Raw genomic sequence first — 26,735 nt, 5'->3', positions numbered from 1 at the left:
GCGGCGCTGTGGAGAAAGCTGCTAAATGACGATCGAGCTCGCCCTCATTGCGCTGATGATTTTCGGCGCGGTACTTGCGATGGCGTGGGCCACTCGCGCCGCCTTCGAGGGCTGGCGCGAGCGTTTTACCGAAAGTGCGCGGCTGTCATTGCAGGATATGTTCTTGTTCATCGACCCGAAAGCGCTGTTTCGCATCAATGTCGCGATGTTCCTGCTGCTGCCAATGCTGGTCTGGCTGGTCACCGGCGCGCCCGCGTTGGCGGTGCTAGCGGGCATCGTCGGCGTGGTGTTTCCGCGCGTGGCATGGGTCGTGATGCGCAACCGTCGTGCGGCCAAGTTGGTGCTTCAACTACCGGACGGGCTGACGATGATGGCAGGTTCACTGCGCGCCGGTGCCAGCCTACAAGGCGCGCTGGATATGGTCGTCAAGGAGAACCCGGCACCGCTGTCACAGGAGTTTTCCCTGCTGCTGCGTGAGCAGCGCTTGGGCTTGGCGCTGGAAGACTCGCTGCGCGGCATGGGTCAGCGCTTGAAGATAGAAGACATCGATCTGTTCGTGTCGGCCTTGACGATCGCCAAGGAGGTCGGGGGCAACCTTTCCGAGATTCTGGACCGACTGGCCAGCACGTTACGCGCCAAGGCAGTGATGGAAGGCAAGATCAAGGCACTGACTTCGCAAGGCAAATTGCAGGGAATCGTTGTCGGCTTACTGCCAATTTTCCTGGCTGGAATTCTTTATGTGATGGATCCTGAAGCGATGATGCCGTTGTTCGTGACCTATTACGGCTGGGGTGTGATGCTCGCCATCTTCGTGTTGTTGCTGATGGGCGGCTTTTTTATCAAGAAGATCGTGTCGATTGACGTATGAGCAATTTCACACTGATCGGGCTGATGGTAGGGGCGGCGCTGGTGCTGGCCGCTTTCGCGTGTTGGCGCCTTTTCGTAGAGCTTGGTGGCGCTGACACGACGTATCGTGACCGCCCGCCTTCAGGATTTCGCCTGCTGTGGCCGTTGGTCAACATCTTGGCGAACACGTTCAGTTTTGCGCTTGGAAATGAACGGCGGCAAAGCTATTTTGCGAAGCTGCGCAGAGCGGGGCAGGAGTATGCACTGACGCCGCTACAGTTCTTTGGTGGCAAGCTTGTATCGGCCGTCTTCGGTGCCTGCCTCGGCGCAGTGTTTGCCGGTGAGGGCATGTTGTTCGTCGCGATGTCCATCGGCGGTTTCTTAGGGTTCATGTACCCCAATATCTGGCTCAGCGATCACACCAAAAAGCGGAATTTGGCGATTCTGAAGGCCCTGCCGTTTTTCTTGGACATCGTCACGTTGTCGATCGAGTCAGGGCTGAACCTGACTGGTGCATTGCAGAAATCAGTCGACAAGTGCAAGCCAGGCCCGCTCATGACCGAAATCAACCGGGTGTTGCGTGACGTGCGCGCCGGCAAGCCTCGCGTGGACGCCCTGCGCGATATGGCTGAGCGGCTCGACTACGCGCCGACCTCCAGCTTGGTCAGTGCGCTGGTTCAAGGGGAATTGATGGGCTCGAGCCTTGCGCCAATCCTGCGCGCCCAGAGCGATCAGCGACGAACCGAGCGTTTCCAGCGCGCTGAGAAGCTGGCCATGGAGGCGCCGGTGAAGATGCTGGGCCCTCTGATCATGTTCATTTTCCCGTGCACCTTCATCGTCCTGGGCTTCCCGATCGTGATGAAATTTTTGGGCTCGGGCATGTGACCTCCGTTCACCCCTTAAAGCCAATGCCATGTCTGCTGCGCTGCTGACCCTCAACATTGACGGCGTGCCTACGCAACGCGTTATTCGCAACGCCAACACTTGGTGGCGTCGCGCGATCGGCTTGCTGGCAACCAAGGAATTGCAACACCCCTGCGGACTATGGCTACAGCCGTGTAATGGCGTGCACACCATTGGCATGCGTTATCCGATCGATGTGCTGTTCCTGCGAGCCGATGGTGTGGTGTTGAAGGTCGTGCCACGGCTCGGGCCGTGGCGCTTTGCGCGTTGTGGCGGTGCCGCTTCCACACTGGAGTTGCGAGCCGGTCTGGCCAGGCGCCTTGGATTGAAGCCTGGCATGTCACTGGATTTGATGGCATGAGTGCGGTCTTCCAGACCCCATCGCCGGCCTTGCGACGCCGGCTGGCCCTGCCAATGCAAGCGCTGTTCGTCGCTTGCATCTTCCTGTCCGCATTCCTGCTGTTCCTTGTCCAGCCCATCATCGCCAAGCAAATCATGCCGTGGTTCGGTGGCAGCGCGGCTGTCTGGACCACGGCATTGATGTTCTTTCAGTTGGTGCTGCTGGCCGGCTATGCGTATTCCGACTTCGCCACGCGCTGGTTGACCTCGCGCATGCACGCTTGGGTGCATGTGACCCTGCTGTTAGTCGCCGTGGCCATGCTGCCCATCGTGCCGTCGGCCGCGCTTCGGCCGGATCCCCAGAGCGCACCCATCGGGCAGGTGCTGTGGGTGCTTCTGGCTGCGGTGGGCTTGCCTTATTTCTGCCTGGCAACCACGGGCCCATTGCTGCAGGCTTGGTACAGCAGGCTATTCCCCAAGCAACAGGTTTATCGTCTTTTTGCCTTATCGAACCTGGCTTCGTTGGTCGCGCTGCTTGTCTATCCTTTCGCAATTGAGCCCTTTGCCAGCAGCCTGCAGCAATCGCGAGTATGGAGTTTGGCTTTCTGCCTATTTGCGCTGCTCTGTGGTTTCTGTGCGTGGTTGGCCCGGCGTCCGCGCGGCACTGTCACTGCAGCACTGGGTCCGGTGGCGCTCAATGAGGTGGTAGCTGAGCCGCTGCCAAGCTGGGCTGATCACGGGCGGTGGCTGCTGCTGTCGGCCATGGGTTCGATGCTGTTGCTGGCCGTGACCGGTCACATCACCCAGAACATCGCGCCCGTGCCCTTCTTGTGGCTGCTGCCCTTGTCGCTCTACTTGCTGACATTTATCTTGTGCTTCGAAGGCAGGGGCTGGTACCGCCGTTCATCGTTCACCGCACCGTTGATCCTGCTGTTGGCTGCGATGGCCTGGTGCATCAATCTGCCGCCCTGGCAGGTGGACATTGAGTGGGTCGTGCCGCTCTATGCCACCGGCTTCTTTGTTTGCTGCATGTTCTGCCACGGTGAGTTGAGTCTGCGCAAACCGTCGTCACGCCATCTCACGCGCTTTTACCTGTGTCTCAGCCTAGGTGGTGCGCTTGGAGGCTTGACGATCAGCGCGCTTGCGCCAGTGTTGCTGAACAATTATTACGAGCTGCCACTGATGCTGATTGCGACATCGGTATTGGCATTGTGGTTGCTGCGGCGCTACCTGACAGCCAACAAGGCGGCATGGCTCGTGCTCGTGCTCGCCCTGGCGAGTTGCCTTGTGACGGTTCTGATGGCCCTAGTCTTCTACCAACGGCACACCTTGGGCATCGTGTCCCAGCAACGCAACTTCTACGCGGCGTCGCAGGTCACCGAGTTTGTTGACGATCGCGGCGATACGCAGCGGGTGCTGTACAACGGTGCGATCCTTCATGGCATGCAGTTGCGCGCGGCCGGAAAGCGCCGTACGCCTACCACCTACTACGGCTTGGGCAGCGGCGTGGCGGAAGCGATGCGCTATACAGCCGACCGGCCCAATAGACGGGTGGGTGTGATCGGCCTTGGCGTTGGCACCATGGCGGCCTGGGGTCAGGATGGCGACGATTTCCGCTTCTATGAGATCAATCCGCACAGCCAGCAGATCGCGGAGCGCGATTTCACCTACCTGAGCGATTCGGCTGCGCATCAGAGCGTGGTGATCGGCGACGCGAGATTAATGCTGGAGTCTGAGTTGGCACGAGGCCGGCATGGCGATTTCGACGTGTTGGTGGTCGACGCATTTTCCGGTGACGCGATACCTGTGCACCTGTTGACGCGCGAGGCTCTGGCCGTCTATCGACAGCACATGCGTCCTCGGGGCATCATCGCCTTCCACGTGTCAAACCTATACCTGAATCTGGCGCCGGTTGTGGCCGGGCTGGCCAATGATGCAGGCATGAAGGTGGTCCGGATCGACAACCCGGTTAACCCGCCGGAGACCAGTTCGACCTGGGTATTGGTGACCCAGGATGAAGGATTTCTGAGCCAGCCGGCGTTGCGCGCACGCATCTCGCCGCTGGCGGCGGCGCCTGGCGCTAAGCCATGGACCGACGGCTACAACAACCTGTTTGAAGCGCTGCGCTAAACCCGCTCGGACTTCACTGGCGCCGGAAGAAGTCGCTGACGCAGAGGCGCGGGCAGGCGCTAATCTTTCGCAGCACTGCAAGATGATATCGATCAGGCGCCATCAGGCGGCTTTCAACCCCCACCGTGCAATCCTTGTGCAGCAACCAGCCGACGACAGCGACGAAGGCCTGTGGGTTCCGGTGATCAAGGACTGGTGGAGATCGGGTTCGCGTGCCATTGAAAGCGAGTGGCTCGACTTGGCGTAGCTCTAAGTCGAATCATGTGCTACCCGTTGCGCTTACGGCAGAGGCCGCGCTGGCCTGGAGGGCCGCGCAGGAGGGCCGGGGGGTTTGCCGGGCAGGCGGCGCCTGATCTGCCGGCGCAGCCCGGCCGTGGGCACTGGCTGGCCGCTGCTGTGCTGGCCAAGGACGAGCGGCGGCGGCTGGTCAGCCAGGTGCTTCGCCAGCAACACACCTCGCAGGCCGAGTGGTGGCTGGTGCAGCAATGGCTGCAGCCGGTGGACAGCATCGACCCCGGCCCGGTGGCCGACGGGCAGGCGGTGCTGACGCTGGACGACACGGTGCGCAGCCCGACCCTGCGGGAGGGCTGGGTGCGCCACCGGGATGCGCAAGGGCGTGTCCTGGCCGTGATCACCGATGGCGAGGGCTGTGACTGAGGCCGGTGATCCGGTCCGGTCTCAATCTCCCATCCGCTGCTGAAACACCAAGCCTGCATGCTCGCGCAGCGCGTGGAACTTGATCTTCGGCCAGTTCTCCTGGATGGCCCGCAGCTCGCCGGCGTATTCCAGCAGCAGCGTCGGCGCGTCGACGGCGTCCAGCGCCAGGCGGTGGCTGTTGCCGTCGACGAAGCGCTTGAGTTCCTTCTCGCCGCCGTCGGCTTCTTCGCAGGTGATCCAGCGGGCGACGTTGTAGCCGGCCGGCATGATGCGGGCCTTGACGCCGTATTCGTGCTCCAGCCGGTGGGCGACGACTTCGAACTGCAGCTGGCCGACGGCGCCGAGCAGCAGCACCGAGCCGAGCATCGGGCGGAAGACCTGGATCGCGCCTTCTTCGCCGAGCTGCGTCAGGCCGGCGCGCAGCTGCTTGGTCTTCAGCGGGTCGGCCACTTCGACCGAGCGGAACAGCTCGGGCGCGAAAAAGGGCAGGCCGGTGAACTGCAGGCTTTCGCCTTCGGTCAGCGTGTCGCCCAGTTGCAGCACGCCGTGGTTCGGAATGCCGATGATGTCGCCGGCAAAGGCCTCGTCCAGCAGCTCGCGCTTCTGGCTCATGAAGGTGACGACGGTGTTGGGCCGCAGCTCCTTGCCCGAGCGCACCACCTTCAGTCGCATGCCGCGCTCGAAGCGGCCGGAGGCCACGCGCAGGAAGGCAATGCGGTCGCGGTGGGAAGGGTCCATGTTGGCCTGGATCTTGAACACCACGCCGGTGAACTTGGGCTCCTCCGGGTGCACCGTGCGCTGGATCGCGGGGCGCGGGCCGGGCGACGGGGCCAGGCCGACCAATGCGTCCAGCACTTCCTGCACGCCGAAGTTGTTGACGGCGGAGCCGAAGAACATCGGCGTCTGCCTGCCGGCGAGGAAGTCTTCCAGCACGAACTCGGGCGCGGCTTCGCGCACCAGCTCGATTTCGCCCTGGGCCTGCTCGTATTGCATGCCGAAGCGCTCGGCATAGGCCGGGTTGTCCAGGCCTTCCAGCACCTCCTCGGTGCCGGCCACGCGGTCCTCGCCGGGGCTGAAGACGCGCATCTGCTCTTTGCGCAAGTCCATCACGCCGTGGAAGAACTTGCCCATGCCGACCGGCCAGGTGAAGGGCACGACCGTCATGCCCAGTTCACGCTCGATTTCGTCCATCAGCGCCAGCGGGTCCTGCACCTCGCGGTCCATCTTGTTGACGAAGGTCAGGATGGGTGTGTTGCGGGCGCGGCAGACCTGGAGCAGCCGACGCGTCTGCGGCTCGACGCCGTTGGCTGCGTCGATCACCATCAGCGCGGCGTCCACGGCGGTCAGCACGCGGTAGGTGTCTTCCGAGAAATCCTGGTGGCCGGGGGTGTCGAGCAGGTTGATGGTGCAGTCGCGGTATTCCATCTGCATGACCGACGAGGCCACCGAGATGCCGCGCTGCTTTTCGATCTCCATCCAGTCGGACGTGGCATGGCGCGAAGCCTTGCGGGCCTTCACCGAGCCGGCGATCTGGATCGCGCCGGAGAACAGCAGCAGCTTTTCCGTCAGCGTGGTCTTGCCCGCGTCAGGGTGGGAAATGATGGCGAAGGTGCGGCGTTGCCGCACCTGTTGGGCGAGTTCAGAGGTCATGGGATTCGACCCGCGTCCATCGTGTGGCGCGGGGCCCTGGTTGCGGCGGGCATGCCATGCAGCATGCCGCCGACACAATCGAAGCGACGCACGCGAGCCGGTTTCGGCGCGCCAGCGTCATGGCGTGGAGCCTGCGTGAAGCGCCGGTCAGCGTCGCGCAAGCCCCTGCGTTAGAGGGAGTCCGTCACATGGGAGAAACGCCAGAAATGAAGCACCAGGGAATTTTTCAGCGGGCTGCAGGCCCGTGGGTGCAAGCCGCCATTGTCGCCGCCTTCGCCGCCGCTGTCAGCGCACCGGCGACGGCAGGTGGGCTGATCCAGGATCCGGCCGCGCTCAAGCGCCGCTTTGCCGCGCTGGTGGCCGGCAGCTACAGCGGCCAGGCTTGCGACGAGATACCGGACCGCGATGGCAAAGGCAACCACCCCGGCCGATTGCAGATCTCGCCCACCGGCCAGGTGCAGCTGGACGCTGTGCGCATGGACATGTTCGCGCCGAACATGGAAGTGGGCATGGGCCGGCATGCCGGCAAGGAAGACCGCATGGAGTTTGAGCTGGTGGAAGGCTCGCAACGACACGCGATGCTGAACAGCACCGACGAAGGGCCGGCCAAGGGCTTCATCGAGATGGGCGCCGCGCCCGACGGGCACGGCAACGTGACCGAGGGCCGCATGTGCGCGGACCTGGACCTGCGCGCGATGCCGCTGCTGGCCGCCAGCAATCCGCTGGCCGACCTGATGGCCGAGGCCTACGACACCGGTGGCCAGACCGTCCGCGGCGAGTGCAAGAACCTCGGGCGCAAGCGCAATGGCCAGCGCGTGGGCGGCGAGAGCCGGCAGGCCAGCTACAGCGTGGGCCGCCTGGCCGTCGTGCTCAACGGCCAGGCGCTGCCCTTGCACGACAAGGCCCGTCCGCTGACCTATGTGACCGTGGGCAGCCGGCTGGCCGACGGCACGCTGAACGGCAGCTTCGAATGGGCTGGCGACGCCAACTTCCATCTGGAGCAGTTCATGGGTGCCACGGGTCAGGTGGCCTCATTTTCCTTCAGCGAAGGCGAGGCCAAGTGGTTCTGCAAGCCTAAATGAAATGGGACACCCGGCGCCGCGGGTACGCAGCGCCAACCCTCCGAGAGGGTTGGCGCTGCCGCCTTGAGGCGGCCCGGCACCGGCTGCGCAGGGTGATGCGCGGCCGGCACGAAGGTCACTCTTCCAGCAGCGAGCGCAGCATCCACGCCGCCTGTTCGTGCACCGTCAGGCGCTGGGTCAGCAGGTCGGCGGTGGGTTCGTCGCCGGCCTTGTCGGCCAGCGGGAAGATGCTCCGGGCGGTGCGGGCCACGGCCTCGTGGCCTTGCACCAGGATGCGCACCATTTCCAACGCCTTGGGCGGCGTGGTCGGCACGTCGGGGATGGAGCTGAGCTCGCTGAACTGGGCGTAGCTGCCGGGCGCCGCGTGGCCCAGCGAGCGCATGCGTTCGGCCACCGGGTCCACGGCAGTCCACAGCTCGGTGTACTGCGTCATGAACATGGTATGCAGCGTGTTGAACATCGGCCCGGTCACGTTCCAGTGGAAGTTGTGGGTGGTCAGGTAGAGCGTGTAGGTGTCGGCCAGCAGCTTGCCAAGCCCGCCGGCAATGGCGGCGCGGTCCTTGTCGCTGATGCCGATGTTGATCGGCGGTGCGCTGGTGTTGGTGGCGAGCACGTCGGTGCTGGTCTTGGTTTTCGTCTTGGCCATGGGAACTCCTTGATCGGACACTGGTTGGGGGTGATCGGCGGCTGATGTTCAGTCGTCGGAAGGTTCGTTGGCGTCAGCATCTGCCGCGGCGTCCTCGCCGATGCCGTGCTCGCGCAGCAGCGCCTGGGCATGGCGATCCATGTGGCCGAACTGGCGGCTCCATGTCGTGTCGCTGCGCAGCACCCGGGCCGGCACGCCCACGGCGACCGAGGTGGCTGGCACGTCGCGTGTCACCAGTGCGCCCGTGCCGACGATCGCACCGCGGCCGATGCTGACGTCCGGCATCAGCGTCGCGCCGCGGCCGATCCACACATGCTCGGCGAGCACGGTGCGGCGGCGCTCATTGTTCAGGATCTCGCCGGTCTTCAAGTCGATCAGCGGGTGCTGGTCCGCGGCCTGGACCAGGATGTCGTCGGAGAACATGCAGTCCTCGCCGACCAGCACGTCCGCATGGTCGCAGATGATGCGCGCGCCGTTGGAGGTGGTCTCGCGGCCGATGGTGACGGTCGAGCTGCGCCACATGCGCAGGTCATAGTGGCCAGTCGTGGCTTCCGCGAAATCGACCGTGTGGCGGTCGCCGCCCAGCGAGATCGAGATGTGGCCAGACTGCGCCGCCAGCCGGATCTTGATGCCGTGCAGCGCGCGCTTGCCGCCCTTGTGCACGAGGGTCAGGTGGAACTTGCCGCGTTCGCCGGCCGCGGCGGTCTCCGGCGCAAGTTGCAGCACGCAGCTGTCGGCAAACTCGCCCTTGCGCTTGACCCATGGCGGGGTTGCCGCCAGCTTGTACTCCACCAAGATAACCGTCCTTTGTGACCGGCAGGCTGCCGGCGGTCGGCCGAGGCTACCCGAGCGCTCGCTGGTTTGGCAACCCGAAGTCGCCGCCGCTTGCGGTGGGTCAGCCGCCGAAAGCAATGTCCCGCTCGCGCAGCGCCCCGCGCACACGCTGGCCGTACTCCGGGTCGGCCAGGTCGAAATGGGTCAGCTGGCGGTCGATGATGAAGGCCGGCACGCCCATCATTGCGGTGGCGATGTTCTCGGCCAGGCGGCGCCGCTGGCCTTCGTCGAACAGCCGGTACAGCGCGCCGGGCTGGGCGTAATCGTCGTTGCCCTCGCGGTGGTTGTAGTGGTCGGCATCGCCGCTGAGCGGCAGCGGCGGCTCGCGGTAGGCGGGGGTCTGCTGCGCACCACCAAAGGAGTTGGGTTCGTAATACGCGTCTTCGCTGCCGGAACCGTGTTCGCCGTCGTGGGCGAAAAAGTTCATCGAGCCGTCCTGGTGGTAGTGGTTCACCGGGCACTTGGGCGCGTTGACCGGCAGGGCTTCGTAGTGGGTGCCCAGGCGGTAGCGATGCGCGTCGGCATAGCTGAAGATGCGGGCCTGCAGCACCTTGTCCGGGCTGTGGCCGATGCCGGGCACCACGTTGCTCGGAGAAAACGCGGCCTGTTCGATCTGCGTGAAGTAGTGCTGCGGGTTGCGGTTCAGCGTCAGCGTGCCGACCTCGATCAGCGGGAACTCGGCATGCGGCCAGACCTTGGTCAGGTCAAAGGGGTTGTAGCGCGTCTGCGTGGCCTGCTGCTCGCTCATGACCTGGATGAACAGCGTCCACTGCGGAAACTCGCCGTGGGCAATTGCGCCGTACAGGTCTTCCTGGTAGCTCTCGCGGCTCTGGCCGACGACCTGCGCGGCTTCGGCATTCGTCAGCGTGCGGTGGCCTTGCTGGTTCTTGAAGTGGAACTTGACCCAGTGACGCTCGCCAGCGGCGCTGATGAAACTGTAGGTGTGCGAGCCGAAGCCGTCCATGAAGCGTGGGCTCACCGGGATGCCACGGTCGCTCATCAGGATGGTGACCTGGTGCAGGCTCTCGGGCGACAGGCTCCAGAAGTCCCAGGCGGCCGTGTTGCTGCGCAAATGCGTGCGTGGGTGGCGCTTCTGGGTGTGGATGAAGTCAGGGAACTTCAGCGGGTCGCGGATGAAGAAGACCGGCGTGTTGTTGCCCACCAGGTCCCAGTTGCCTTCTTCGGTGTAGAACTTGACCGAGAAGCCGCGCACGTCGCGCTCGGCATCGGCGGCGCCGAGTTCGCCGGCCACGGTGGAGAAGCGGGTCAGCACATCGGTCTTCTTGCCGACGGCACCGAACAGCTTGGCGCGTGTGTAGCGGCTGATGTCGTGCGTCACGACAAAGCTGCCGAATGCCCCCCAGCCCTTGGCGTGCACCACGCGCTCGGGAATGCGCTCGCGGTTCTGGTGCGCCAGCTTTTCGAGCAGGTGCAGGTCCTGCATCAGCAGCGGGCCGCGCGGGCCGGCGGACAGGCTGTTCTGGTTGTCGGCCACCGGTGCGCCGGCGCTGGTCGTCAGCGTGGTGCCGTGCATCACCGGGCAGCCGGCGGCGAGGGAGGATTTCGGATCGGACGGTTGGCTCATGGCTGCTTCCGGAAGGTGGGTCAGGAAGCGTTGATCTTAGGAGCGAGCTATGAATTCGTCCAACCCAATAGAGCCATGCCGGAGATGGCCTGAAGCGGGGGCAGGGGGTGGGCCTTTTGGCGTTGGCCGGCAATCAAGTGTTTGCACTGTACTAATTCAAGTAGTACAGTTGCAACTTGTCTTTGGAGACCGCATGAGCCGCACCCAGCCCTTGATGATCCAGATCGCCACCGGCGATGCCCGCCCCATCGTCAAACAGATTGTGGATGCCGTGCGGCTGAAGATTGCCACCGGCGAGCTGCTCACCGGCGTGCAGCTGCCCAGCGTGCGCGGCCTGGCCCAGCAGCTCACCGTGAACCCCAACACCGTCGCCAAGGCCTATGCCGAACTCACGGCCGAAGGCTGGCTGGACGCGCGCCAGGGCCTGGGCCTGTACGTGGCCACGCCGCGCCAGCGCCTGAGCGACAGCGAACGCGAGCGCCGGCTGGACGACGCCATCCAGCGCTTCGTGCACGAGGTGGCCGCGCTGGACTACCCACCGCAGCACGCGCTGGCGCGGCTGGACGACGCGCTGCGCGTGCTGGCGCCGAAGAAACTGGCCTGAGGTCCCTCGCCATGAACGACAGCCTGTTCACGCCCGAAACGCCGGTGATCCACACCGCCGGCCTGTGCAAGCGCTACGGCCGCAAGCTCGCGCTCGATCACCTGGACCTGCAGATTCCACGCGGCGGCGTGCACGCCATCGTCGGCGCGAACGGCGCTGGCAAGTCCACGCTGTTCCGCGTGCTGCTGGGCTTCCTGCCGCCCAGCGCCGGCAGCGCCACCATCCTCGGCCGAGACAGTGCCCGGCTGCGTCCGCAGGACCGCGCCCGCATCGGCTTTGTCAATGAGGAGCACACGCTGCCCGGCTGGATGACGGTGGCGGCCGTCACCGCGATGCAGTGCCACCAGTACCCCGGCTGGCGCCAGCCGGTGTTCGACGAGGTGATCGGCCACTACCACGTGCTGCCGGCTCAGAAGGTGAGCCAGCTTTCGCGTGGAGAGCGTGCGGGCTTCAACCTTGCGCTGGCACTGGCACAGACACCTGAGCTGCTGGTGCTGGATGAACCCACGCTGGGCCTGGACGTGGTGGCCAAGCGCGCTTTCCTCGAATCGCTGCTGTATTCGAACGCGGCGGCCGATGGCCGTGCCGCCTGCACCGTCATCTACTGCTCGCACCAGATGGAAGAGATCGAGCGTGTGGCCGACAACCTCATCATCCTGGAGCGCGGCCGGCTCAAGCACATGTCCGCGCCAGACGACTTCCGTGCCCGTGTCACCCACTGGGTGGCCGACATCCCGTTCAAGGCGCCCGACCCGGCCCAGGTGCCCGGCCTGCTGGAGCAGCAGCAGCTCGACGGTCTGCACCACTACCTGGTGCTGGACCAGGACGACAGCTTCGGCCGCTTCCTGCGCGCCAGCGGCGCGCGCAGCGTGCAAAGCATGCCGGTGAGCCTGGACCGTGCCGTCAACAGCTTCCTCGCGCAGCACCATGCTGCGCCCATTGCAGCCTGAGCGCCGCCCCTTTCAGCGCATTTCGAGGACACATACCATGTGGGACCTGTTCAAGGCCGAGCTGCTGCGTTTTCGCGGCTGGGCGATCGGCATTGCCGGCCTGCACCTGCTGGTGCTGGGCTTCCTGACCCGCGTGGTCGACCTCGGGCAGCAACCCTGGCTGGTGCACCTGGCCTTCGGCATCGCCTACGGCGCGGTCGGGGGCCTGCTGGGCCTGTACCAGATGGGCGTCTACCGCCGCCCCAGCACCTGGCTGAACCTGCTGCATCGGCCGCTGGCGCCCGCGCGCACGGCGGCAGCGCTGCTGGCCGCCGGTGCCGTGCTGCTGGCCTTCACGGCGGCGCTGCCCGTGCTGGTCGTTGCCGGCTGGCAGGCGGGCATGACGGCGCGTGTGGTCGATGCGCGCCACCTGCTGCTGGCGCTGGCCGGCCTGCAGATCGCTGGCTGCGGTTACCTCGCCGGTGCCTACGCGATGCTGGCGAACCGTCGCCACGCCGCAGCCGGCCTGGTCTTCCTCGCCTGGCTGCCGGCGATGAATGCCATCGGCCTGGCCGCGCTGGCCTTGCAGTTCCTGGCGCTGCTGTGGCTGCTGGCCCTGGTGATGCAGGCCTTCCAGCCGGACCTCGGTGCGCCGCCGCGTCGCTGGGGCGCCGTGCTGCTGACCGCGCTGCCTCTGCAGATGGGCGTGTACCTGGTGCTGCTGTTGCTGTGGTTTGGCGTGGAGATGCTGTGGATCATGCAGGGCTCGCACCCGAACAACCGCGCCGTGCCCGCGCCTGGCGGCCACAACGAGCTGGAGCGCATGGACGACCGCGCGCGCCTGCTCGCCGGCCTGGCCGCCAGTGCCTCGCCCGACGCGCAGCGCCTGCGTGAGCAGGTCGCGCTGTCCGAGCCCATGGGCATCGCGCAGCAGCTGCGCCTGCTGCCGCACACCGGCGAGCTGACGAACGTGAAACCGATGGCCTTCGACGACACGCAGCGCCGCGTGCGCTGGACCTTCAGCCACGACAGCATGCGCCTGCAAGGCCTCAGCCTGGTCGATGGCCGCGCGGCGGGCACACTGGGCGTGGGCGCGGCAAACGCCGCCTTCCCGGTGCCGGTGCTGCCCATCGGCCGCCAGCCTTTCCTGGCGCAGGGCGACGAGCTGCTGGCCGGCGGCAACATGCTCTACCAGTACGACAGCCTGGCCGGCCGCGTGATGCCGCGCCTGCAGCTGCCGGTCGGCGAGTCGCTGCTGGGCGTCTCGATGGTCGGCGCTCACCTGGGCGCGCTGAGCGACAAGGCGGCCTACATCATCGACGGCCGGCTGCTGAGGGATCCCGGCCAGGGCCTGCTGCAGCCGCGCCAGCGCGTGCCGCTGCCCGGCCCGGGCCGCTTCGGCGACCTGAGCGACCTGACGCTGATCGAGCTGGTCGATGGTGACCTGTTCTCCTTCAGCTTCACCCGCTTTGCGCATGACCCGCGAGGCGTGCCGCCGTACCAGGTGCTGCTGCGCACCGACGATGCCGGCCAGGTGCAGGAAGTGGCGCGCCGCGCAGTGGGCTTCGACTACCCGGCCTTGTTCCGTTACCGCGCCTGGTGGAGCGCGCCGGTCATGTCGGTGGCGCTGGACCGGGCCCGCGCGCTGCTGGCGCCGCCCGATCCCTTGCGCGCCACCCACCCAGCGCCGGTGCCGGGCGACATCAAGCTGCTCGCCGCAGCCATGAGCCTGCTGGCGGCGCTGGCCGCTGCGTGGCGCGTGCGGCAACTGCCGCTGCGCTGGCCGGCCCGTGCCGCATGGGTCGCCGCCTGCGCGCTGGTCGGCTGGCCGGCGCTGGTCAGCCTGTGGCTGCTGGTGCCGCCGGAAGAGGGCGTTGATGCCGCGCCCGAGGCCACGCCACGGCCTGCGCCGCCGCGCGCCCTCGTGGCCTGATTTCCCGCCGGGCCCAGGCCTCTTTCCGATTCGCTTGCATCGGCTGCCATCGGCGGGCCGAGGGAGATGCGCATGTCTTCGATCTGCTTCTGGCGCCTCGCGCTGGCCCGTGTTCCGGCCTTGGCCGCGGCCAGCTTCGCGCTGGTCACGCTGGCGCACGCCGGCACCGAAGCGCCCTTGCGCAATGCCATTGCTGCCGAGCGGGCACGCCCCGCTGCGCCGCTGCATGCGCGGGCCGACTTCCTGCTGCAGCCCGCCATCAGCGAAGCCACGCTGTCGCCGGACGGCCGCACCATCGCCTACCTGCGGGAGCGGGTGCCCGGCCAGCGCGAGCTGTGGTCCCAGCCGCTCGATGGCGGCGCGCCCCGGCGCTGGCTGCAGCGCACCGAGGCGAGTGAACTCGGCTGGTCGCAGGACGGCCGCTGGCTGCTGCTCGCTTCGTCCACACAGCTTTTTGCGCAAGCCATGGCGGGCCAGCCCGGCTCGGGCCTGGTGAGCCCGCTGGGCGGGCGCCTGCAGCGGCGCTGGGCGGCGGTGGACCCGACGCGGCCGGCGGCCGTGCTGCTGGTGGCGCAGGTCAGCACCGAGCCAGTCAGCTGGCAGCTGGTGCGCGTGGACATGCATGGCCAGCGTGAGGTCCTGAGGCAGGACGCGCAGCGCCTGGTTGGCTTTGCGCTGGGGCCGGACGGCCGGCTCGCCTGGCTGCAGCGGGTAGAGAGCGACGCCTCGGTGATCCACCGCGTGGACCGCAACGGCGCGCTGATCGAAACGCTGCGCTGCGCCGAGCTGCATCGCTGCGGCCTGCTGCCGCGGACCACCGACGCGGGCGACCTGCTGCTGCGCAGCGACCTGCAAGGTTCGCTGCGCGGGCTGCAGCGGCTGGACGCGGCAGGACGCCTGCATCCGATCTACAAGGACCCTCGCGGCGAGGCCGACATCGATGAGCTGACGCTGGACCCGCTGACTGCCCAGCCGGTGTTCGCCGACCACCGCAGCACGGCGCCGCTGCTGAGCGGGCTGGACGCTGAAATGCAGCGCCACGCCGCCGCGCTGCGACGCGCCCTGCCGGGCCGCGTGCTGCGGGTGCAGGTGGGCCGCGGCCCCGGCGCGCGCTGGCTGGTCAGCGAACGCGGCGACAGCTTGCAGGTGCCGCGCTGGCAGTGCTACGACCCCACCAGCGGCCGGCTCAAGCAGGTGCTGGATTTTCCGCCCGTGAGCCGGCGCAGCGGCATGCCAGCCACCGATGTGCCCGAAGCCGCGCTCGCACACCGCCTGCCGATCCGCTACCGCGCCAGTGACGGCCTGACAGTGCGCGGTTTCCTCAGCCTGCCACCCGGAGTGGCCCCGGCGAAGCTGCCCTTGCTGGCGCTGGTGCACGGTGGCCCCTGGAGCCATGCCACCGCGGACCACAGCAGCCTGGCCCAATTCCTGGCCAACCGGGGTTACGCCGTCTTCGAGCCCAACTACCGGGGCTCCACCGGCCTGGGGCGCGACCATGTGCTGGCGGCGCGCGGCGACTACGGCGGCACCGGCCGCGTGCTGCAGGACATTGGTGACGGCGTGCGCTGGCTGCTGGCGCAGGGCGTGGGCGATGCGCAGCGCGTCGGCATCGTCGGCGCGTCGTTTGGCGGCTACGCGGCGCTGGCCGGCGTCACTTTCTCGCCGGATCTCTTCAAGGTGGGCGTGGCATCGGTGCCGCCGCCGGATTTCAGCTGGGCATTGCGTTCGATCGCCCGCAGCGCCGAGGCCGATGTGGTCTCTGGCTACATGCCGTTCGAGCACTGGCTTTCGCTGTTGCAGCTGGACCCGCGCGACGCTGCGGCGATGGCCAGGCTCAGTGCGCAGTCACCGCTGGCGCAGGCCGCGAGCCTGCGTCGGCCGGTGCTGCTGATCGCCGGAGGCGAGGATCGCCGCGTGGACCTCAGCGGCGTGCTCGATTACGCAGCCCGGCTGCAGGCGGCACGCAAACAGGTGACCTTGCTGGTCGACCCGCAGGCGGGCCATCGCAATGACGACCCGCTGGGCCGAGAGGCCGCGCTGTACCTGATGGAGCGCCAGCTGCAGCAAAGCCTGGGCGGCCCTCAGCCCGCACCGCCGGATGCGACGCTGCAGGCCTACCTGGCGCGCAACACCCGGCTGGGTGCGGAGACGCCCAGGCTCAGGCGGTGAGCCGCGTCACGCCCGGCAGCTCGCAGGCGTACACCGCATTGCGCAGCGCGGCAATGGCCTCGTAGCGCGTGAAGCTGCGGCGCCAGGCCAGCACCACGCGGCGCGTGGGCACCGGGTCGGTGAAGGGCACGTACCTGAGGTGCGCGGTGGGCTCCTTGGGCACGGACAGGCCGGGCACCACCGTCACGCCCATGCCGGAGGCGACCATGTGCTTGATGGTTTCCAGCGACGAGCCTTCGAAGCTCTTCTTGATGCCTTCGGTGTCGCTGGAGAAGCGGGCATATTCGGGGCAGACCTCAAGCACATGGTCGAGGAAACAGTGGCCGGTGCCCAGCAGCAGCATGGTCTCGCGCTTCAGCTCTTCTGGGCTGATGTGTTCGCGCTGGGCCAGCGCGTGGCTGGCCGGCACAGCAACGATGAACGGCTCGTCGTACAACGGGGCCACGGCCAGGCCGGTGTCTGGGAAGGGTTCGGCCATCACCGCGCAATCGAGCTCGCCGGTGCGCAGCATGTCCAGCAGCTTGACGGTGAAGTTCTCCTGCAGCATCAGCGGCATCTGCGGCGTCTGCTCGATCGCGTGGCGCACCAGCTCAGGCAGCAGGTAGGGCCCGATCGTGTAGATGATGCCCAGGCGCAGCGGGCCGGCCAGCGGGTCCTTGCCGCGCTTGGCAATCTCGCGGATGCCTTGCGCCTGCTCGATCACGCTTTGCGCCTGGCGCACGATGGACTCGCCCAGCGGCGTGAGGCTGACCTCGCTGCTGCCGCGCTCGAAGATCTTCACGTCCAGCTCTTCTTCGAGCTTCTTGATCGCCACCGACAGCGTGGGCTGCGAGACATGGCAGGCTTCGGCGGCGCGGCCGAAATGGCGCTCACGGGCAACGGCGACGATGTAACGCAGCTCGGTCAGGGTCATGCCCGGATTGTGACGACGAATGCGCCGCGGCCGGACGTGCGCAAAAAAGCCGCCGGGCCAGGCTGGCCACGGCGGCACAAGGCTGGCGCGCGGGCAGCCCTCCAAGGAGGTCTGCCCCGACCACGCGCCAACGGACTCAAGCGGTGCGAAGTGCCTTGCCGTTCAGGGACGGTTCACCGCCGTCCAGGCGGCAGCAACGGCCAGCGACTCGGGCGAGCCGGCGCCGTACAGGTCCTCGGCGGCCTTGATGGTGTCGGCGCGGGCCATGGCGTGGGTTTCGGTCGAGACCATGTAGACGGTCAGCGCGCGATACCAGATCTTCGCGGCCTTGTCGCGGCCGATGCCGGTCAGGCTGCCGTTGCCGGTGGCCTTCACCGTGTCACCGGTGGTGCAGGTCTTGGAGGCCGGGAAGGTGGCCGATGCCGTGCCTTCGGCCAGCAGGAAGAAGAAGTGGTTGCTGACGCCGGACGAGTAGTGCGGATTCAGGTTCCCCACGCCCTGGTACCAGCAGTCGGCGGAGATGTTGTCCTTGCTCGGCTGGTAGAGGTAGCGCAGCACCGTGCCGGGCTTCTTCATGATCATCTCGCCCAGCGTGTAGTCGCCCGGGTCGCCGGCATTGTTCGCGTAGAACTCGACCATGGTGCCCAGGATGTCCGAGCTGCTCTCGTTCAGGCCGCCGGATTCGTCGCCGTAGATCAGGTCCGCGGTGCGCGAGGTCACGCCGTGCGTCATCTCATGGCCGGCCACGTCCAGCGCCACCAGTGGCTTGAACTGGATGAAGCCGTCGCCGTACATCATGCAGAAGCACTCGTCGTCCCAGTAGGCGTTGTCCACGCGCGTGCCGAAGTGCACGCGCGAGTGGGCGCCGTTGCCATCGTCGGCAATGCCGTTGCGGCCCATGACCTTCTTGTAGAAGTCCCAGGTCATGTTCTGGCCGTAGGCGGCATCGGCGGCCACGGTCTGGCGGTCGGTCTTGGTGCCGTCACCCCAGACATTTTCGGTCGCCGTGAACACCGTCTCGGTGTCCTGGGTGCCATTCATGTCCACCATGTAGTGTTTGCCGCGGGTGTTGTCCTGCAGCGTGTACTTGGTGCCCTTCTTGTTGACCGTGTCGTGCAGCGGCACGGTGCCGTAATACAAGGCCTTGCCGGTGCCCGTGTCATCGGCGCTGTGGATCTCGTTCCAGCGTTCCAGCAGGCTGGCCTGGTGCGCATCGATGATCACCCGCATGCGGGCCGGGCCGCCGGCCTCGTCATGACCCAGCACCGTGACGTCCCAGGCCAGCTTGGCCTGGCCGTTGCGGGCATGGATCACCAGCTGGCGCGAGCGGACCGCGCTGTCTGCCACGCCCGAGGTCTTCAGCGCCAGGGCTTCGGCCGCGGTGCCGGACAAGGTGGGCTCGACCGCCAGGTCCAGCCGACGCTGCGGCGCCTGCGACAGGCCGCTGAACTCGCCGCCCGGGCCGCTGTGCACGACCAGGTCGCCGCCGATGACGGCCAGGTGGCGGAAGGCGCGCTTGAAGCGCACGTGTTCGCTGCCGTCGGCGTCGACGATCAGGTCGGTGGCCTGGTAGTCGTCGTTGCCGGTGGCGCGCACGGCAGCAAAGGCGCTGCCGTTCAGGTGGGCCAGCGCGCGTTGCACGGCGGGATGGTCAGGCTGCGGCATCGCGGCCTGCGCCATCTGGGCGGACAGCAGCGCGGCGACGCCGGCAACGGTGGCGCGCAGGATGGCGCTGGAAGGGGCGGTGGGTTTCATCGAACAAGCTTTCCAGAGGAGGCCGGCGCTGCGGTGTGGGCAACTTCCCCGGCCGGGGACCATGGGCACAAAGGCATTGCCGATACCCGCAGACCTCCAAAAGCCCGGCGTGCAGCGGCACACAGCGGCACAGAACAAGTCAGACAGAGCAAGGTGCCGTGGATGTGAATGTAGTGTTAATAATATTTTGAGAATATCTTCAAACGTGGGGTGTGGCAAAGAAAAAGCCGCCGTGGCGCGGTGCCAGCGGCGGCTCTCGTCGGATCGGCCTTTCCGGCATGGCGAGGCGGCTGACCCCGTCATGTCCGATCAGCGCATCACGAGCGGTTCACGGCGGCCCAGGCGGCCTTCACGGCGCTCACTTCGGCCGAGCTTGCGCCGTACAGGTCGGTGGCGGCGCTGATGGACGCCAGCCGCGCTGCCGCGTAGTCGGTGCTGGACGTCATGTAGACGGTCAGCGCGCGGTACCAGATCTTGGCGGCCTTGTCGCGGCCGATGCCGGTCAGGCTGCCGGTGCCGCTGGCGACGCGGGTGTCGGTGGACCTGCAGGTCGGCGACGGAGAGCCGGCGGTCGTGCCTTCGGCCAACAGGTAGAAGAAATGGTTCGCCACACCGGACGAGTAGTGCACGTCCAGGGTGCCCACGCCGCTGTACCAGCAGTCGGCCGAGGCGCCGTCCTTGCTCGGCTTGTCCATGTAGCGGATCACGCCGCCCTTGACGAAGATCTCTTCGCCAATCGTGTAGTCGGGCGTGTCGTTCGGGTTGTTGGCGAAGAACTCGACCATGGTGCCGAAGATGTCCGAGGTGCCTTCGTTCAGGCCACCGGATTCGCCGGAGTAGATCAGGCCGGCAGTGCGCGAGGTCACGCCGTGCGTCATCTCGTGGCCGGCCACGTCCAGCGCGGTCAGCGGGTAATAGCTCCTGCCGCCATCGCCATCGCCGTAGGTCATGCAGAAGCAGTCGTCGCTCCAGAAGGCGTTGACGTAGTTCTTGGCGTAGTGGACACGCGAGCGGGCGCCATTGCCGTCGTCGGCGATGCCATTGCGGCCAAAGGTTGCCTTGTAATAGTCCCAGGTCACGTTCTGACCGTAGGCAGCGTCGGCGGCGGCCGTCGCGGCATTGGCCAAGGTGCCGTCGCCGAAGGTGGCGGTGCTGCTCTTGACGGCCGTTTCCTTGCGCTTGCCGTTGCCCATCGACACGGTGCTGTGGCCGCCGCGGGTCGCGTCGGTCAGCGTGTAGACGCCGCGGGCGTTCTTGTCGGCGTGCAGCGGCACGCTGCCGCTGAACAAGGTCTTGCCGGTGACAGTGGCGTCGGCGGTCTCGATCTCGTCCCACTGGTCCAGCAACTGCTTGCCGTGGGCGCTGACGATCAGGTGCGTGCGGCTGGGAGTTGCGTCGGCGCGGTTGCCGGTGACGAGCACTTCCCAGGCCAGTTGCGGCTTGCCGTTGCGGGCGAAAACCACCAGCTGCTTGCTGGCGACGGCACCATTCTTGTGCTCGAAGCGGCCCTTGGCGAACTCGCCGGCGGCATTGCCGGCCAATGTCGGCGTGGTGTCCAGGTGCAGCGCGCCGGCCAGGGGCTGGCTCATGCCGCGCAGGGCGCCCTGGGCATCGCTGTGCACCACCAGGTCGCCACCGATCACGCGCAGGCCGCGGAACTTGCGGTCGAAACGCACGTGCTCGGTGCCATCGGCATCGACGATCAGGTCACGTGCAAGGAACTCGTCCTGGCTGGCGGCGAGGCTTGGGGCACCACCCAGGTGGGCCAGCGCGCGCTGCACTGCAGCATGGTCCGCAGCCGGTTGGGCAGCCACGGCAGCTTGGCCCAGGCAGGCGGCGATTGCGGCCGCGGCCACCAGGCGAAGAGAGGAAGACTTCATGAAACGACTGCTTTCTGTTCCGACACGGAATTCGGGCCACAAAAAAGGCCCCGAGCAGGGCCGCATCAGTTCAGTGTGAGCAGATGCACCGCTTTGGTGTATCCCACGAACGCGGGGTTTGCCGGGCACCGGGCTGGACCGAATGCACAAAAAGAAGCCGCCCGATCAGGTCGCTGCGAAGTGCAGCGGCCCGATCGGGCGGCGGAGAAGCGCAGGCCGAGGGGCCTGCGCTTCAATCCAAGGAGTCGATCAGTTGCGGTTGACGGCGGTCCAGGCGGCCTTGACGGCGGCGATTTCGGTCGCGCCGTACAGGTCGGTCGCGGCGCTGATGGTGGCAGCGCGAGCGCCGGCGAAGTTGGTGGTCGAGGTCATGTAGACGGTCAGCGCGCGGTACCAGATCTTGGCGGCCTTGTCGCGGCCGATGCCGGTCAGCGTGCCGGTGCCGGTCGCCGTCTTCTTGTTGCCCGAAACGCAGGTCTTGGACGGCACGCCGGCGGTGGTGCCTTCGGCCAGCAGGAAGAAGAAGTGGTTGGCCACGCCAGACGAGTAGTGCACGTCGATCAGGCCGACTGCCGGGTAGAAGCAGTCCGCCGAGGCGCCGTCCTTGTTCGGCTGGTACATGTAGCGCAGCGGGGTGCTGCTCAGCTCTTCGCCGATCAGGTAGTCGCCCGGATCATTGGCGTTGTTGGCGAAGTACTCGACCATCGTGCCCATGATGTCCGAGGTTGCCTCGTTCAGGCCACCCGACTGGCGCGAGTAGACCAGGCCGGCGGTGCGCGAGGTCACCCCGTGGGTCATTTCGTGGCCGGCCACATCCAGCGAGACCAGCGGCGTGAAGCTGTTGCCGTCGCCGTAGGTCATGCAGAAGCAGCCGTCGTCCCAGAAGGCGTTGTCGTAGTTGCTGCTGTAGTGCACGCGCGAACGGGCGCCGGCGCCGTCGTCGGCAATGCCGTTGCGGCCGAAGGTGGTCTTGTAGTAGTCCCAGGTCATGTTCTGACCGTAGGCGGCATCGGCGGCCACCGTTTGGCCGTCGGACTCGGCGTTGTTGCCCCAGACGTTGTCGGTCGCGGTGTAGGGGGTCTCGGTGGAGGTGCCGTTGTTCATGCTGACAACGAAGTGGTTACCGCGCGTCAGGTCCTTCAGCGTGTAGGTGCCGCCGTTCAGGTCGTCATGCAGCGTCACGTTGCCGGAGTACAGCGTCTTGCCGGTGCCAACGTTGTCCGCGGTGTGGATGTCATCCCAGCGGTCCAGCAGCTTCTTGCTGGTGGCGCTGACGATCAGGTGGGCTTCGCTCGGCGTGCCATCGGCGCGCACGCCGCTGATCTTCACGTCCCAGGCCAGCACCGGCTTCGCATCACGCGCGAACACCACCAGTTCCTTGTTCTTCACGGTGCCGCCAGCGCCGAATTCGGCCTGTGCAGCCTTGGCCGCCAGCTTGGCGTCGACCTTGGGCGACAGGTCGATCTGGACCATTTGCGCCAGCGTCTGGCTGACGCCGCGGAAGCTGCCGTCGTGGCCGCTGTGCACGACCAGGTCGCCACCGATGACGCGCAGGCCGTTGTGGCTGCGGTCGAAGCGCACATGTTCGGCGCCGTCGGCGTCGACGATCAGGTCGCGGGCGACGAAGGCGTCCGAGCCCGACGAATGGGCGGCAGCGAAGCCGGTGCTGCTCAGGTGCGACAGTGCGCGTTGCACGGCCGGGTTGTCGGCGGTGGGCTTGGCGGCGATGGCGGATTGACCCAGGCACACCGCCATGGCGGCAGCGGCGACCAGGCGAAGAGAGGCGAGCTTCATGACGTGAGTTACTTTCTTGCTGACTAGCCGGCTGGTGGCCGGTGCGGCGGTGCCGCGTATGGGGACGGGCCTGTAGGCCCAAGGGAAAAACAGTGTGGGAGGAGGCGCCTGAACAGACCATCCCTCAGGTAAGGGGCAGGGTCTGCCCGGGGGCGGCTGCTCCATTGCAAGAAAAGGGCCGGGTCCTTTCGAACCCGGCCCTTTTCGGGGACAACGTGCCCGTCAGGGCGCGGACGTTCAGCTGCGGTTGACGGCTGTCCAGGCAGCCTTGACGGCTGCCACTTCAGCCGAGCTGGCGCCATACAGGTCGGTCGCGGCGCTGATGGTGGCCACACGCGCATCGGCGTAGTCGGTGCTCGAGGTCATGTAGACGGTCAGTGCGCGGTACCAGATCTTCGAAGCCTTGTCGCGGCCGATGCCGGTCAGCGTGGCGCTGCCCGAAGCGACCTTCTTGTCGCCCTTGACACAGGTCTTGGAAGGCACGCCGGCGGTCGTGCCTTCGGCCAGCAGGAAGTAGAAGTGGTTGGCCACGCCAGACGAGTAGTGCACGTCGATCAGGCCGACCGTCGCGTAGAAGCAGTCAGCCGAAGCGCCGTCCAGGCTGGGCTGGTACATGTAGCGCAAGGCCTTGCCGCTGCCGGCTGGGTACAGTTCTTCGCCGATCAGGTAGTCGCCGACGTCGTTGGCGTTGTTGGCGTAGTACTCGACCATGCTGCCCATGATGTCCGACGTGCCTTCGTTCAGGCCACCCGACTGGCGCGAATAGACCAGGCCGGCGGTGCGCGAGGTCACGCCGTGGGTCATTTCGTGGCCGGCCACGTCCAGCGAGACCAGCGGCGTGAAGGTGTTGCCGTCGCCGTAGGTCATGCAGAAGCAGCTGTCGTCCCAGAAGGCGTTGTCGTAGTTGCTGCTGTAGTGCACGCGCGAACGGGCACCGGCGCCGTCGTCGGCAATGCCGTTGCGGCCGAAGGTCGTCTTGTAGAAGTCCCAGGTCATGTTCTGACCGTAGGCGGCATCGGCGGCGGCGGTCTCGGTGCTGGCTTCGGTGCTGTCGCCCCAGACGTTGTCGCTGCCGGTGAAGATGGTCTCGGTCGAGGTGCCGTTGCCCATGCTGACCACGTAATGGCTGCCGCGGGTCGCGTCCTTCAGTGTGTAGGTGCTGCCGCTCAGGTCGGCATGCAGCTTGACCTTGCCGGAGTACAGCGTCTTGCCATTGCCCACCGCGTCGGCGGTGTGGATGTCGTCCCAGCGGTCCAGCAGCTTCTTGCTGGTGGCGCTGATGATCAGGTGGGCTTCGCTCGGCGTGCCGTCGGCGCGCACGCCGCTGACCTTCACGTCCCAGGCCAGCACCGGCTTCGTGTCACGCGCGAAGACCACCAGTTCCTTGTCCTTCACCGTGCCGCCAGTGCCGAATTCGGCCTGTGCAGCCTTGGCCGCCAGCTTGGCGTCGACTTTGGGCGACAGGTCGATCTGGATCATGCGGCTCTGCATGTGGCTCACGCCGCGGAAGCTGCCGTCACCGGCGCTGTGCACGACCAGGTCGCCACCGATCACGTGCAGGCCGTTGTGGCTGCGGTCGAAGCGCACATGCTCGGCGCCATCGGCGTCGACCACCAGGTCGCGCGCGACAAAGGCATCTGCGCCCGACGAATGGGCTGCGGCGAAAGCGGCACCGCCCAGGTGCGCCAGCGCGCGCTGCACGGCCGGGCTGTCGCCCGTGGGCTTGGCGGCAAAGGCGGACTGGCCGAGGCAGACGGCCATGGCCGCAGCAGCGACCAAGCGAAGAGAGACGAGCTTCATGAAGTGGGTGACTTTCTTGCTGACGAGCCGGCGGATGGCCGGTTGCGGCGACGCGCGTGACGGGAGGGCTGGTGAGCCCCGAAGAGGCTTGCGCACGCCCCAAAACAGTTCACGCGATTGACACGCGTGGCTGCTTTGAAGATATGCAATGCATATCGAGCAAGAAAAAGGCCAGACCCTTTCGGGCCTGGCCTTGTGACGGCTCAGTGTGGGCAGCGGCGCGCGAGCCGCTGCCAATGGCCAGCTGCGCGCAGGCCTCAGCTGCGGTTGACGGCGGTCCAGGCGGCCTTGACGGCAGCCACTTCGGCCGAGCTTGCGCCGTACAGGTCGGTCGCGGCGTTGACGGTGGCGGTGCGGGCGGCCGCGTAGTTGGTGCTGGAGGTCATGTAGACCGTCAGCGCGCGGTACCAGATCTTCGCGGCCTTGTCGCGGCCGATTCCCGTCAGGGTGCCGGTGCCGGTGGCCGTCTTGGTGTTGCCCGAGACACAGGTCTTGGACGGCGAACCCGCTGTCGTGCCTTCGGCCAGCAGGAAGTAGAAGTGGTTGGTCACGCCGGACGAGTAGTGCACGTCCAGGTTGCCCACGCCGGAGTACCAGCAGTCGGCCGAGGCGCCGTCCTTGCTTGGTTGGTACATGTAGCGCAGCGGCGTGCTGCTCAGCTCTTCGCCGATGGTGTAGTCGCCCGGGTCGTTGCTGTTGGCAGCGTAGTACTCGACCATCGTGCCCATCACGTCGGACGTGCCTTCGTTCAGGCCGCCGGATTCACCCGAGTAGGTCAGGTTGGCGGTGCGCGAGGTCACGCCGTGCGTCATCTCGTGGCCGGCCACGTCCAGCGAGACCAGCGGCGTGAAGCTGTTGCCGTCGCCATAGGTCATGCAGAAGCAGCTGTCGCTCCAGTAGGCGTTGTCATAGTTGCGGCTGTAGTGCACCCGCGAGTAGGCGCCCTTGCCGTCGTTGGCAATGCCGTTGCGGCCGAAGGTGTTCTTGTAATAGTCCCAGGTCATGTTCTGACCGTAGGCAGCGTCGGCGGCCACCGTTTCGAGGTCTGCCTCGGTGTTGTTGCCCCAGACGTTATTGGTCGCGGTCACCAGCGTCTCACGGCGGGTGCCGTTTTTCATCGTGACCACGTAGTGGCTGCCGCGGGTCAGGTCGCGCAAGGTATAGGTGCTGCCGGACAGGTCGTCATGCAGCGTCACGTTGCCCGAGTACAGGGTCTTGCCGGAGCCGACGTTGTCGGCGGTGTGGATGTCGTCCCACTTGTCCAGCAGCTTCTTGCTCGAAGCGCTGACGATCATGTGGGCTTCGCTTGGCGTGCCATCGGCCTGGGTGCCGGTGACCAGCACTTCCCAGGCCAGTTGCGGCTTGCCGCTGCGGGCGTAGACCACCAGTTCCTTGCCTTGCACAGCACCGTCGCGGTGCGGGAACAGCGCCAGCGCGGCCTTGCCGGCGTGTTCGCCAGCCACCTTGGGCACCAGGTTCAGCTGGATCATCTGGCCCAGGGTCTGGCTGATGCTGCGGAAGCCGCCGTCGGCGCCGCCGTGCACCACCAGGTCGCCGCCGATCACCCGCAGGCCGTTGTGGCTGCGGTCGAAGCGCACGTGCTCAGCGCCGTCTTCGTCGACGATCAGGTCACGGGCAACGTAGCTGTCCGAACCCGAGGCGTGGGCGGCGGCGAAGCCGGTGCCGCTCAGGTGGGCCAGTGCACGCTGCACGGCGGGGTGGTCGGCGGCAGGGGCCGCGGCCTGGGCGGGCGCAGCCATCGAGAAGGCCACGACAGCCATGGCAATGGCATTGAACGCGAAAGTCTTCATGAGTCCGATTTCCTTGTGGGTAGTTTTTTTGCGGCCCGAAGTCGGCGGATCGTCGACTTCGGGCCGCGACACAGTGTCGGACTCAGTTTCACGCCGATGACATCCCCTGAACATGGGGAGGTGTCAGAACTGACAGGTCGGGTCAACCCCTCTTGCGGGGGGAGGCTTGTCTCAGGCCTTGAGGAAATCGGCCTTGCTGCCCAGCCAGCGGGCCACCTGCGCCCGGGCGGCGGCGGGGTGGTGATCCAGCAGCCAGGGCGCCGCCTGACGGGCCCGCGCGAGCAGCGGCGCGTCCTCTGCCAAGTCGGCAAAACGCAACAAGGCATCGCCCGATTGGCGCGCGCCCATGAACTCGCCCGGCCCCCGGATCTCCAGATCGCGACGCGCGATCTGAAAGCCATCGTGGGTCTCGACGATCGCACGCAGCCGCTCCTTCGCGGTTGGCGAAAGCGGCGCGCTGTACAACAACACGCAG

At 66.7% G+C, this 26,735-nt stretch carries 20 protein-coding genes and 1 pseudogene; 10 read left to right on the top strand and 11 right to left on the bottom strand.

Annotated elements, in window-relative coordinates; translation table 11 throughout:
• Nucleotides 1-25 precede the first annotated feature (25 nt).
• The 5 genes from ACAH41_RS13300 to ACAH41_RS13280 all read left to right on the top strand — a co-directional run bounded on the left by ACAH41_RS13300 (nucleotide 26) and on the right by ACAH41_RS13280 (nucleotide 4,875).
• Nucleotides 26-868: a type II secretion system F family protein gene (locus tag ACAH41_RS13300; RefSeq protein ID WP_325650235.1), complete on the top strand. Its 843-nt coding sequence runs from the start codon at nucleotides 26-28 to the stop codon at nucleotides 866-868.
• On the top strand, nucleotides 865-1,731 hold the full coding sequence (locus tag ACAH41_RS13295) for a type II secretion system F family protein (RefSeq protein WP_325650236.1): 867 nt from the start codon (nucleotides 865-867) through the stop codon (nucleotides 1,729-1,731). Before ACAH41_RS13300 ends, ACAH41_RS13295 begins: the two co-directional genes overlap by 4 nt.
• 28 nt (nucleotides 1,732-1,759) lie before the next feature.
• Nucleotides 1,760-2,110: a DUF192 domain-containing protein gene (locus ACAH41_RS13290; protein WP_325650238.1), complete on the top strand. Its 351-nt coding sequence runs from the start codon at nucleotides 1,760-1,762 to the stop codon at nucleotides 2,108-2,110.
• Nucleotides 2,107-4,218 (top strand): fused MFS/spermidine synthase, encoded by a 2,112-nt coding sequence (locus ACAH41_RS13285; protein WP_325650239.1) that lies wholly within the window; start codon nucleotides 2,107-2,109, stop codon nucleotides 4,216-4,218. Before ACAH41_RS13290 ends, ACAH41_RS13285 begins: the two co-directional genes overlap by 4 nt.
• Before the next feature lie 396 nt (nucleotides 4,219-4,614).
• Nucleotides 4,615-4,875, top strand: coding sequence for a hypothetical protein (locus tag ACAH41_RS13280; RefSeq protein ID WP_325650241.1), 261 nt, complete (start codon nucleotides 4,615-4,617; stop codon nucleotides 4,873-4,875).
• Between the two features lie 21 nt (nucleotides 4,876-4,896).
• Here the strand turns inward: ACAH41_RS13280 and ACAH41_RS13275 are convergent, their stop codons facing one another.
• Nucleotides 4,897-6,525 carry a peptide chain release factor 3 gene (locus ACAH41_RS13275; RefSeq protein WP_325650243.1) on the bottom strand — a complete coding sequence of 543 codons (1,629 nt, stop codon included), beginning with the start codon at nucleotides 6,523-6,525 and terminating at the stop codon, nucleotides 4,897-4,899.
• A 248-nt stretch (nucleotides 6,526-6,773) separates the two neighbouring features.
• Between ACAH41_RS13275 and ACAH41_RS13270 the strand changes: the two genes are divergently transcribed.
• Nucleotides 6,774-7,607 carry a hypothetical protein gene (locus ACAH41_RS13270; RefSeq protein WP_325650245.1) on the top strand — a complete coding sequence of 278 codons (834 nt, stop codon included), beginning with the start codon at nucleotides 6,774-6,776 and terminating at the stop codon, nucleotides 7,605-7,607.
• 115 nt (nucleotides 7,608-7,722) lie between these two features.
• On the opposite strand, the gene ACAH41_RS13265 is transcribed toward ACAH41_RS13270, so the two are convergent.
• From ACAH41_RS13265 to ACAH41_RS13255, 3 genes are all read right to left on the bottom strand, one after another.
• The gene (locus ACAH41_RS13265) at nucleotides 7,723-8,253 is read right to left on the bottom strand and encodes a Dps family protein (protein ID WP_325650246.1); all 531 of its coding nucleotides are present in this window, start codon (nucleotides 8,251-8,253) and stop codon (nucleotides 7,723-7,725) included.
• 48 nt (nucleotides 8,254-8,301) lie between these two features.
• On the bottom strand, nucleotides 8,302-9,045 hold the full coding sequence (locus ACAH41_RS13260) for an acyltransferase (protein ID WP_325650331.1): 744 nt from the start codon (nucleotides 9,043-9,045) through the stop codon (nucleotides 8,302-8,304).
• Nucleotides 9,046-9,148: 103 nt separating this feature from the next.
• Nucleotides 9,149-10,621: a catalase gene (locus tag ACAH41_RS13255; protein WP_325650333.1), complete on the bottom strand. Its 1,473-nt coding sequence runs from the start codon at nucleotides 10,619-10,621 to the stop codon at nucleotides 9,149-9,151.
• A gap of 244 nt (nucleotides 10,622-10,865) precedes the next feature.
• Between ACAH41_RS13255 and ACAH41_RS13250 the strand changes: the two genes are divergently transcribed.
• The 4 genes from ACAH41_RS13250 to ACAH41_RS13235 all read left to right on the top strand — a co-directional run bounded on the left by ACAH41_RS13250 (nucleotide 10,866) and on the right by ACAH41_RS13235 (nucleotide 16,307).
• Nucleotides 10,866-11,276, top strand: a complete 411-nt coding sequence (locus tag ACAH41_RS13250; RefSeq protein ID WP_325650247.1) for a GntR family transcriptional regulator — start codon at nucleotides 10,866-10,868, stop codon at nucleotides 11,274-11,276.
• An 11-nt stretch (nucleotides 11,277-11,287) separates the two neighbouring features.
• Nucleotides 11,288-12,226, top strand: coding sequence for an ATP-binding cassette domain-containing protein (locus ACAH41_RS13245; RefSeq protein WP_325650249.1), 939 nt, complete (start codon nucleotides 11,288-11,290; stop codon nucleotides 12,224-12,226).
• Between the two features lie 37 nt (nucleotides 12,227-12,263).
• Nucleotides 12,264-14,138, top strand: coding sequence for a hypothetical protein (locus ACAH41_RS13240; RefSeq protein ID WP_325650251.1), 1,875 nt, complete (start codon nucleotides 12,264-12,266; stop codon nucleotides 14,136-14,138).
• Nucleotides 14,139-14,210: 72 nt separating this feature from the next.
• Complete coding sequence (locus ACAH41_RS13235) at nucleotides 14,211-16,307, top strand: prolyl oligopeptidase family serine peptidase (RefSeq protein WP_325650253.1); 2,097 nt, start codon at nucleotides 14,211-14,213, stop codon at nucleotides 16,305-16,307.
• On the opposite strand, the gene ACAH41_RS13230 is transcribed toward ACAH41_RS13235, so the two are convergent.
• The 7 genes and pseudogenes from ACAH41_RS13230 to ACAH41_RS13200 form a co-directional block, all read right to left on the bottom strand.
• Complete coding sequence (locus ACAH41_RS13230) at nucleotides 16,297-17,220, bottom strand: LysR substrate-binding domain-containing protein (protein WP_370538326.1); 924 nt, start codon at nucleotides 17,218-17,220, stop codon at nucleotides 16,297-16,299. The two genes, ACAH41_RS13235 and ACAH41_RS13230, sit on opposite strands and share 11 nt — an antisense overlap.
• 162 nt (nucleotides 17,221-17,382) lie before the next feature.
• Nucleotides 17,383-18,975, bottom strand: a complete 1,593-nt coding sequence (locus ACAH41_RS13225) for a M4 family metallopeptidase (protein ID WP_325650257.1) — start codon at nucleotides 18,973-18,975, stop codon at nucleotides 17,383-17,385.
• Nucleotides 18,976-19,292: 317 nt separating this feature from the next.
• The gene (locus ACAH41_RS13220; protein ID WP_325650259.1) at nucleotides 19,293-20,855 is read right to left on the bottom strand and encodes a M4 family metallopeptidase; all 1,563 of its coding nucleotides are present in this window, start codon (nucleotides 20,853-20,855) and stop codon (nucleotides 19,293-19,295) included.
• 249 nt (nucleotides 20,856-21,104) lie between these two features.
• Nucleotides 21,105-22,649: a M4 family metallopeptidase gene (locus ACAH41_RS13215; RefSeq protein WP_325650261.1), complete on the bottom strand. Its 1,545-nt coding sequence runs from the start codon at nucleotides 22,647-22,649 to the stop codon at nucleotides 21,105-21,107.
• Nucleotides 22,650-22,886: 237 nt separating this feature from the next.
• Nucleotides 22,887-24,449 carry a M4 family metallopeptidase gene (locus tag ACAH41_RS13210; protein ID WP_325650263.1) on the bottom strand — a complete coding sequence of 521 codons (1,563 nt, stop codon included), beginning with the start codon at nucleotides 24,447-24,449 and terminating at the stop codon, nucleotides 22,887-22,889.
• 257 nt (nucleotides 24,450-24,706) lie between these two features.
• Nucleotides 24,707-26,260, bottom strand: a complete 1,554-nt coding sequence (locus ACAH41_RS13205; RefSeq protein WP_325650265.1) for a M4 family metallopeptidase — start codon at nucleotides 26,258-26,260, stop codon at nucleotides 24,707-24,709.
• 171 nt (nucleotides 26,261-26,431) lie between these two features.
• A pseudogene (locus ACAH41_RS13200) lies at nucleotides 26,432-26,735 on the bottom strand (ATP-dependent DNA helicase RecG); the annotation flags it as partial.

Origin of the sequence: Ideonella sp. (assembly GCF_041287625.1) — a bacterium.
GTDB lineage: Bacteria > Pseudomonadota > Gammaproteobacteria > Burkholderiales > Burkholderiaceae_C > Ideonella.
This window is presented reverse-complemented; position numbering and strand designations above follow the sequence as displayed.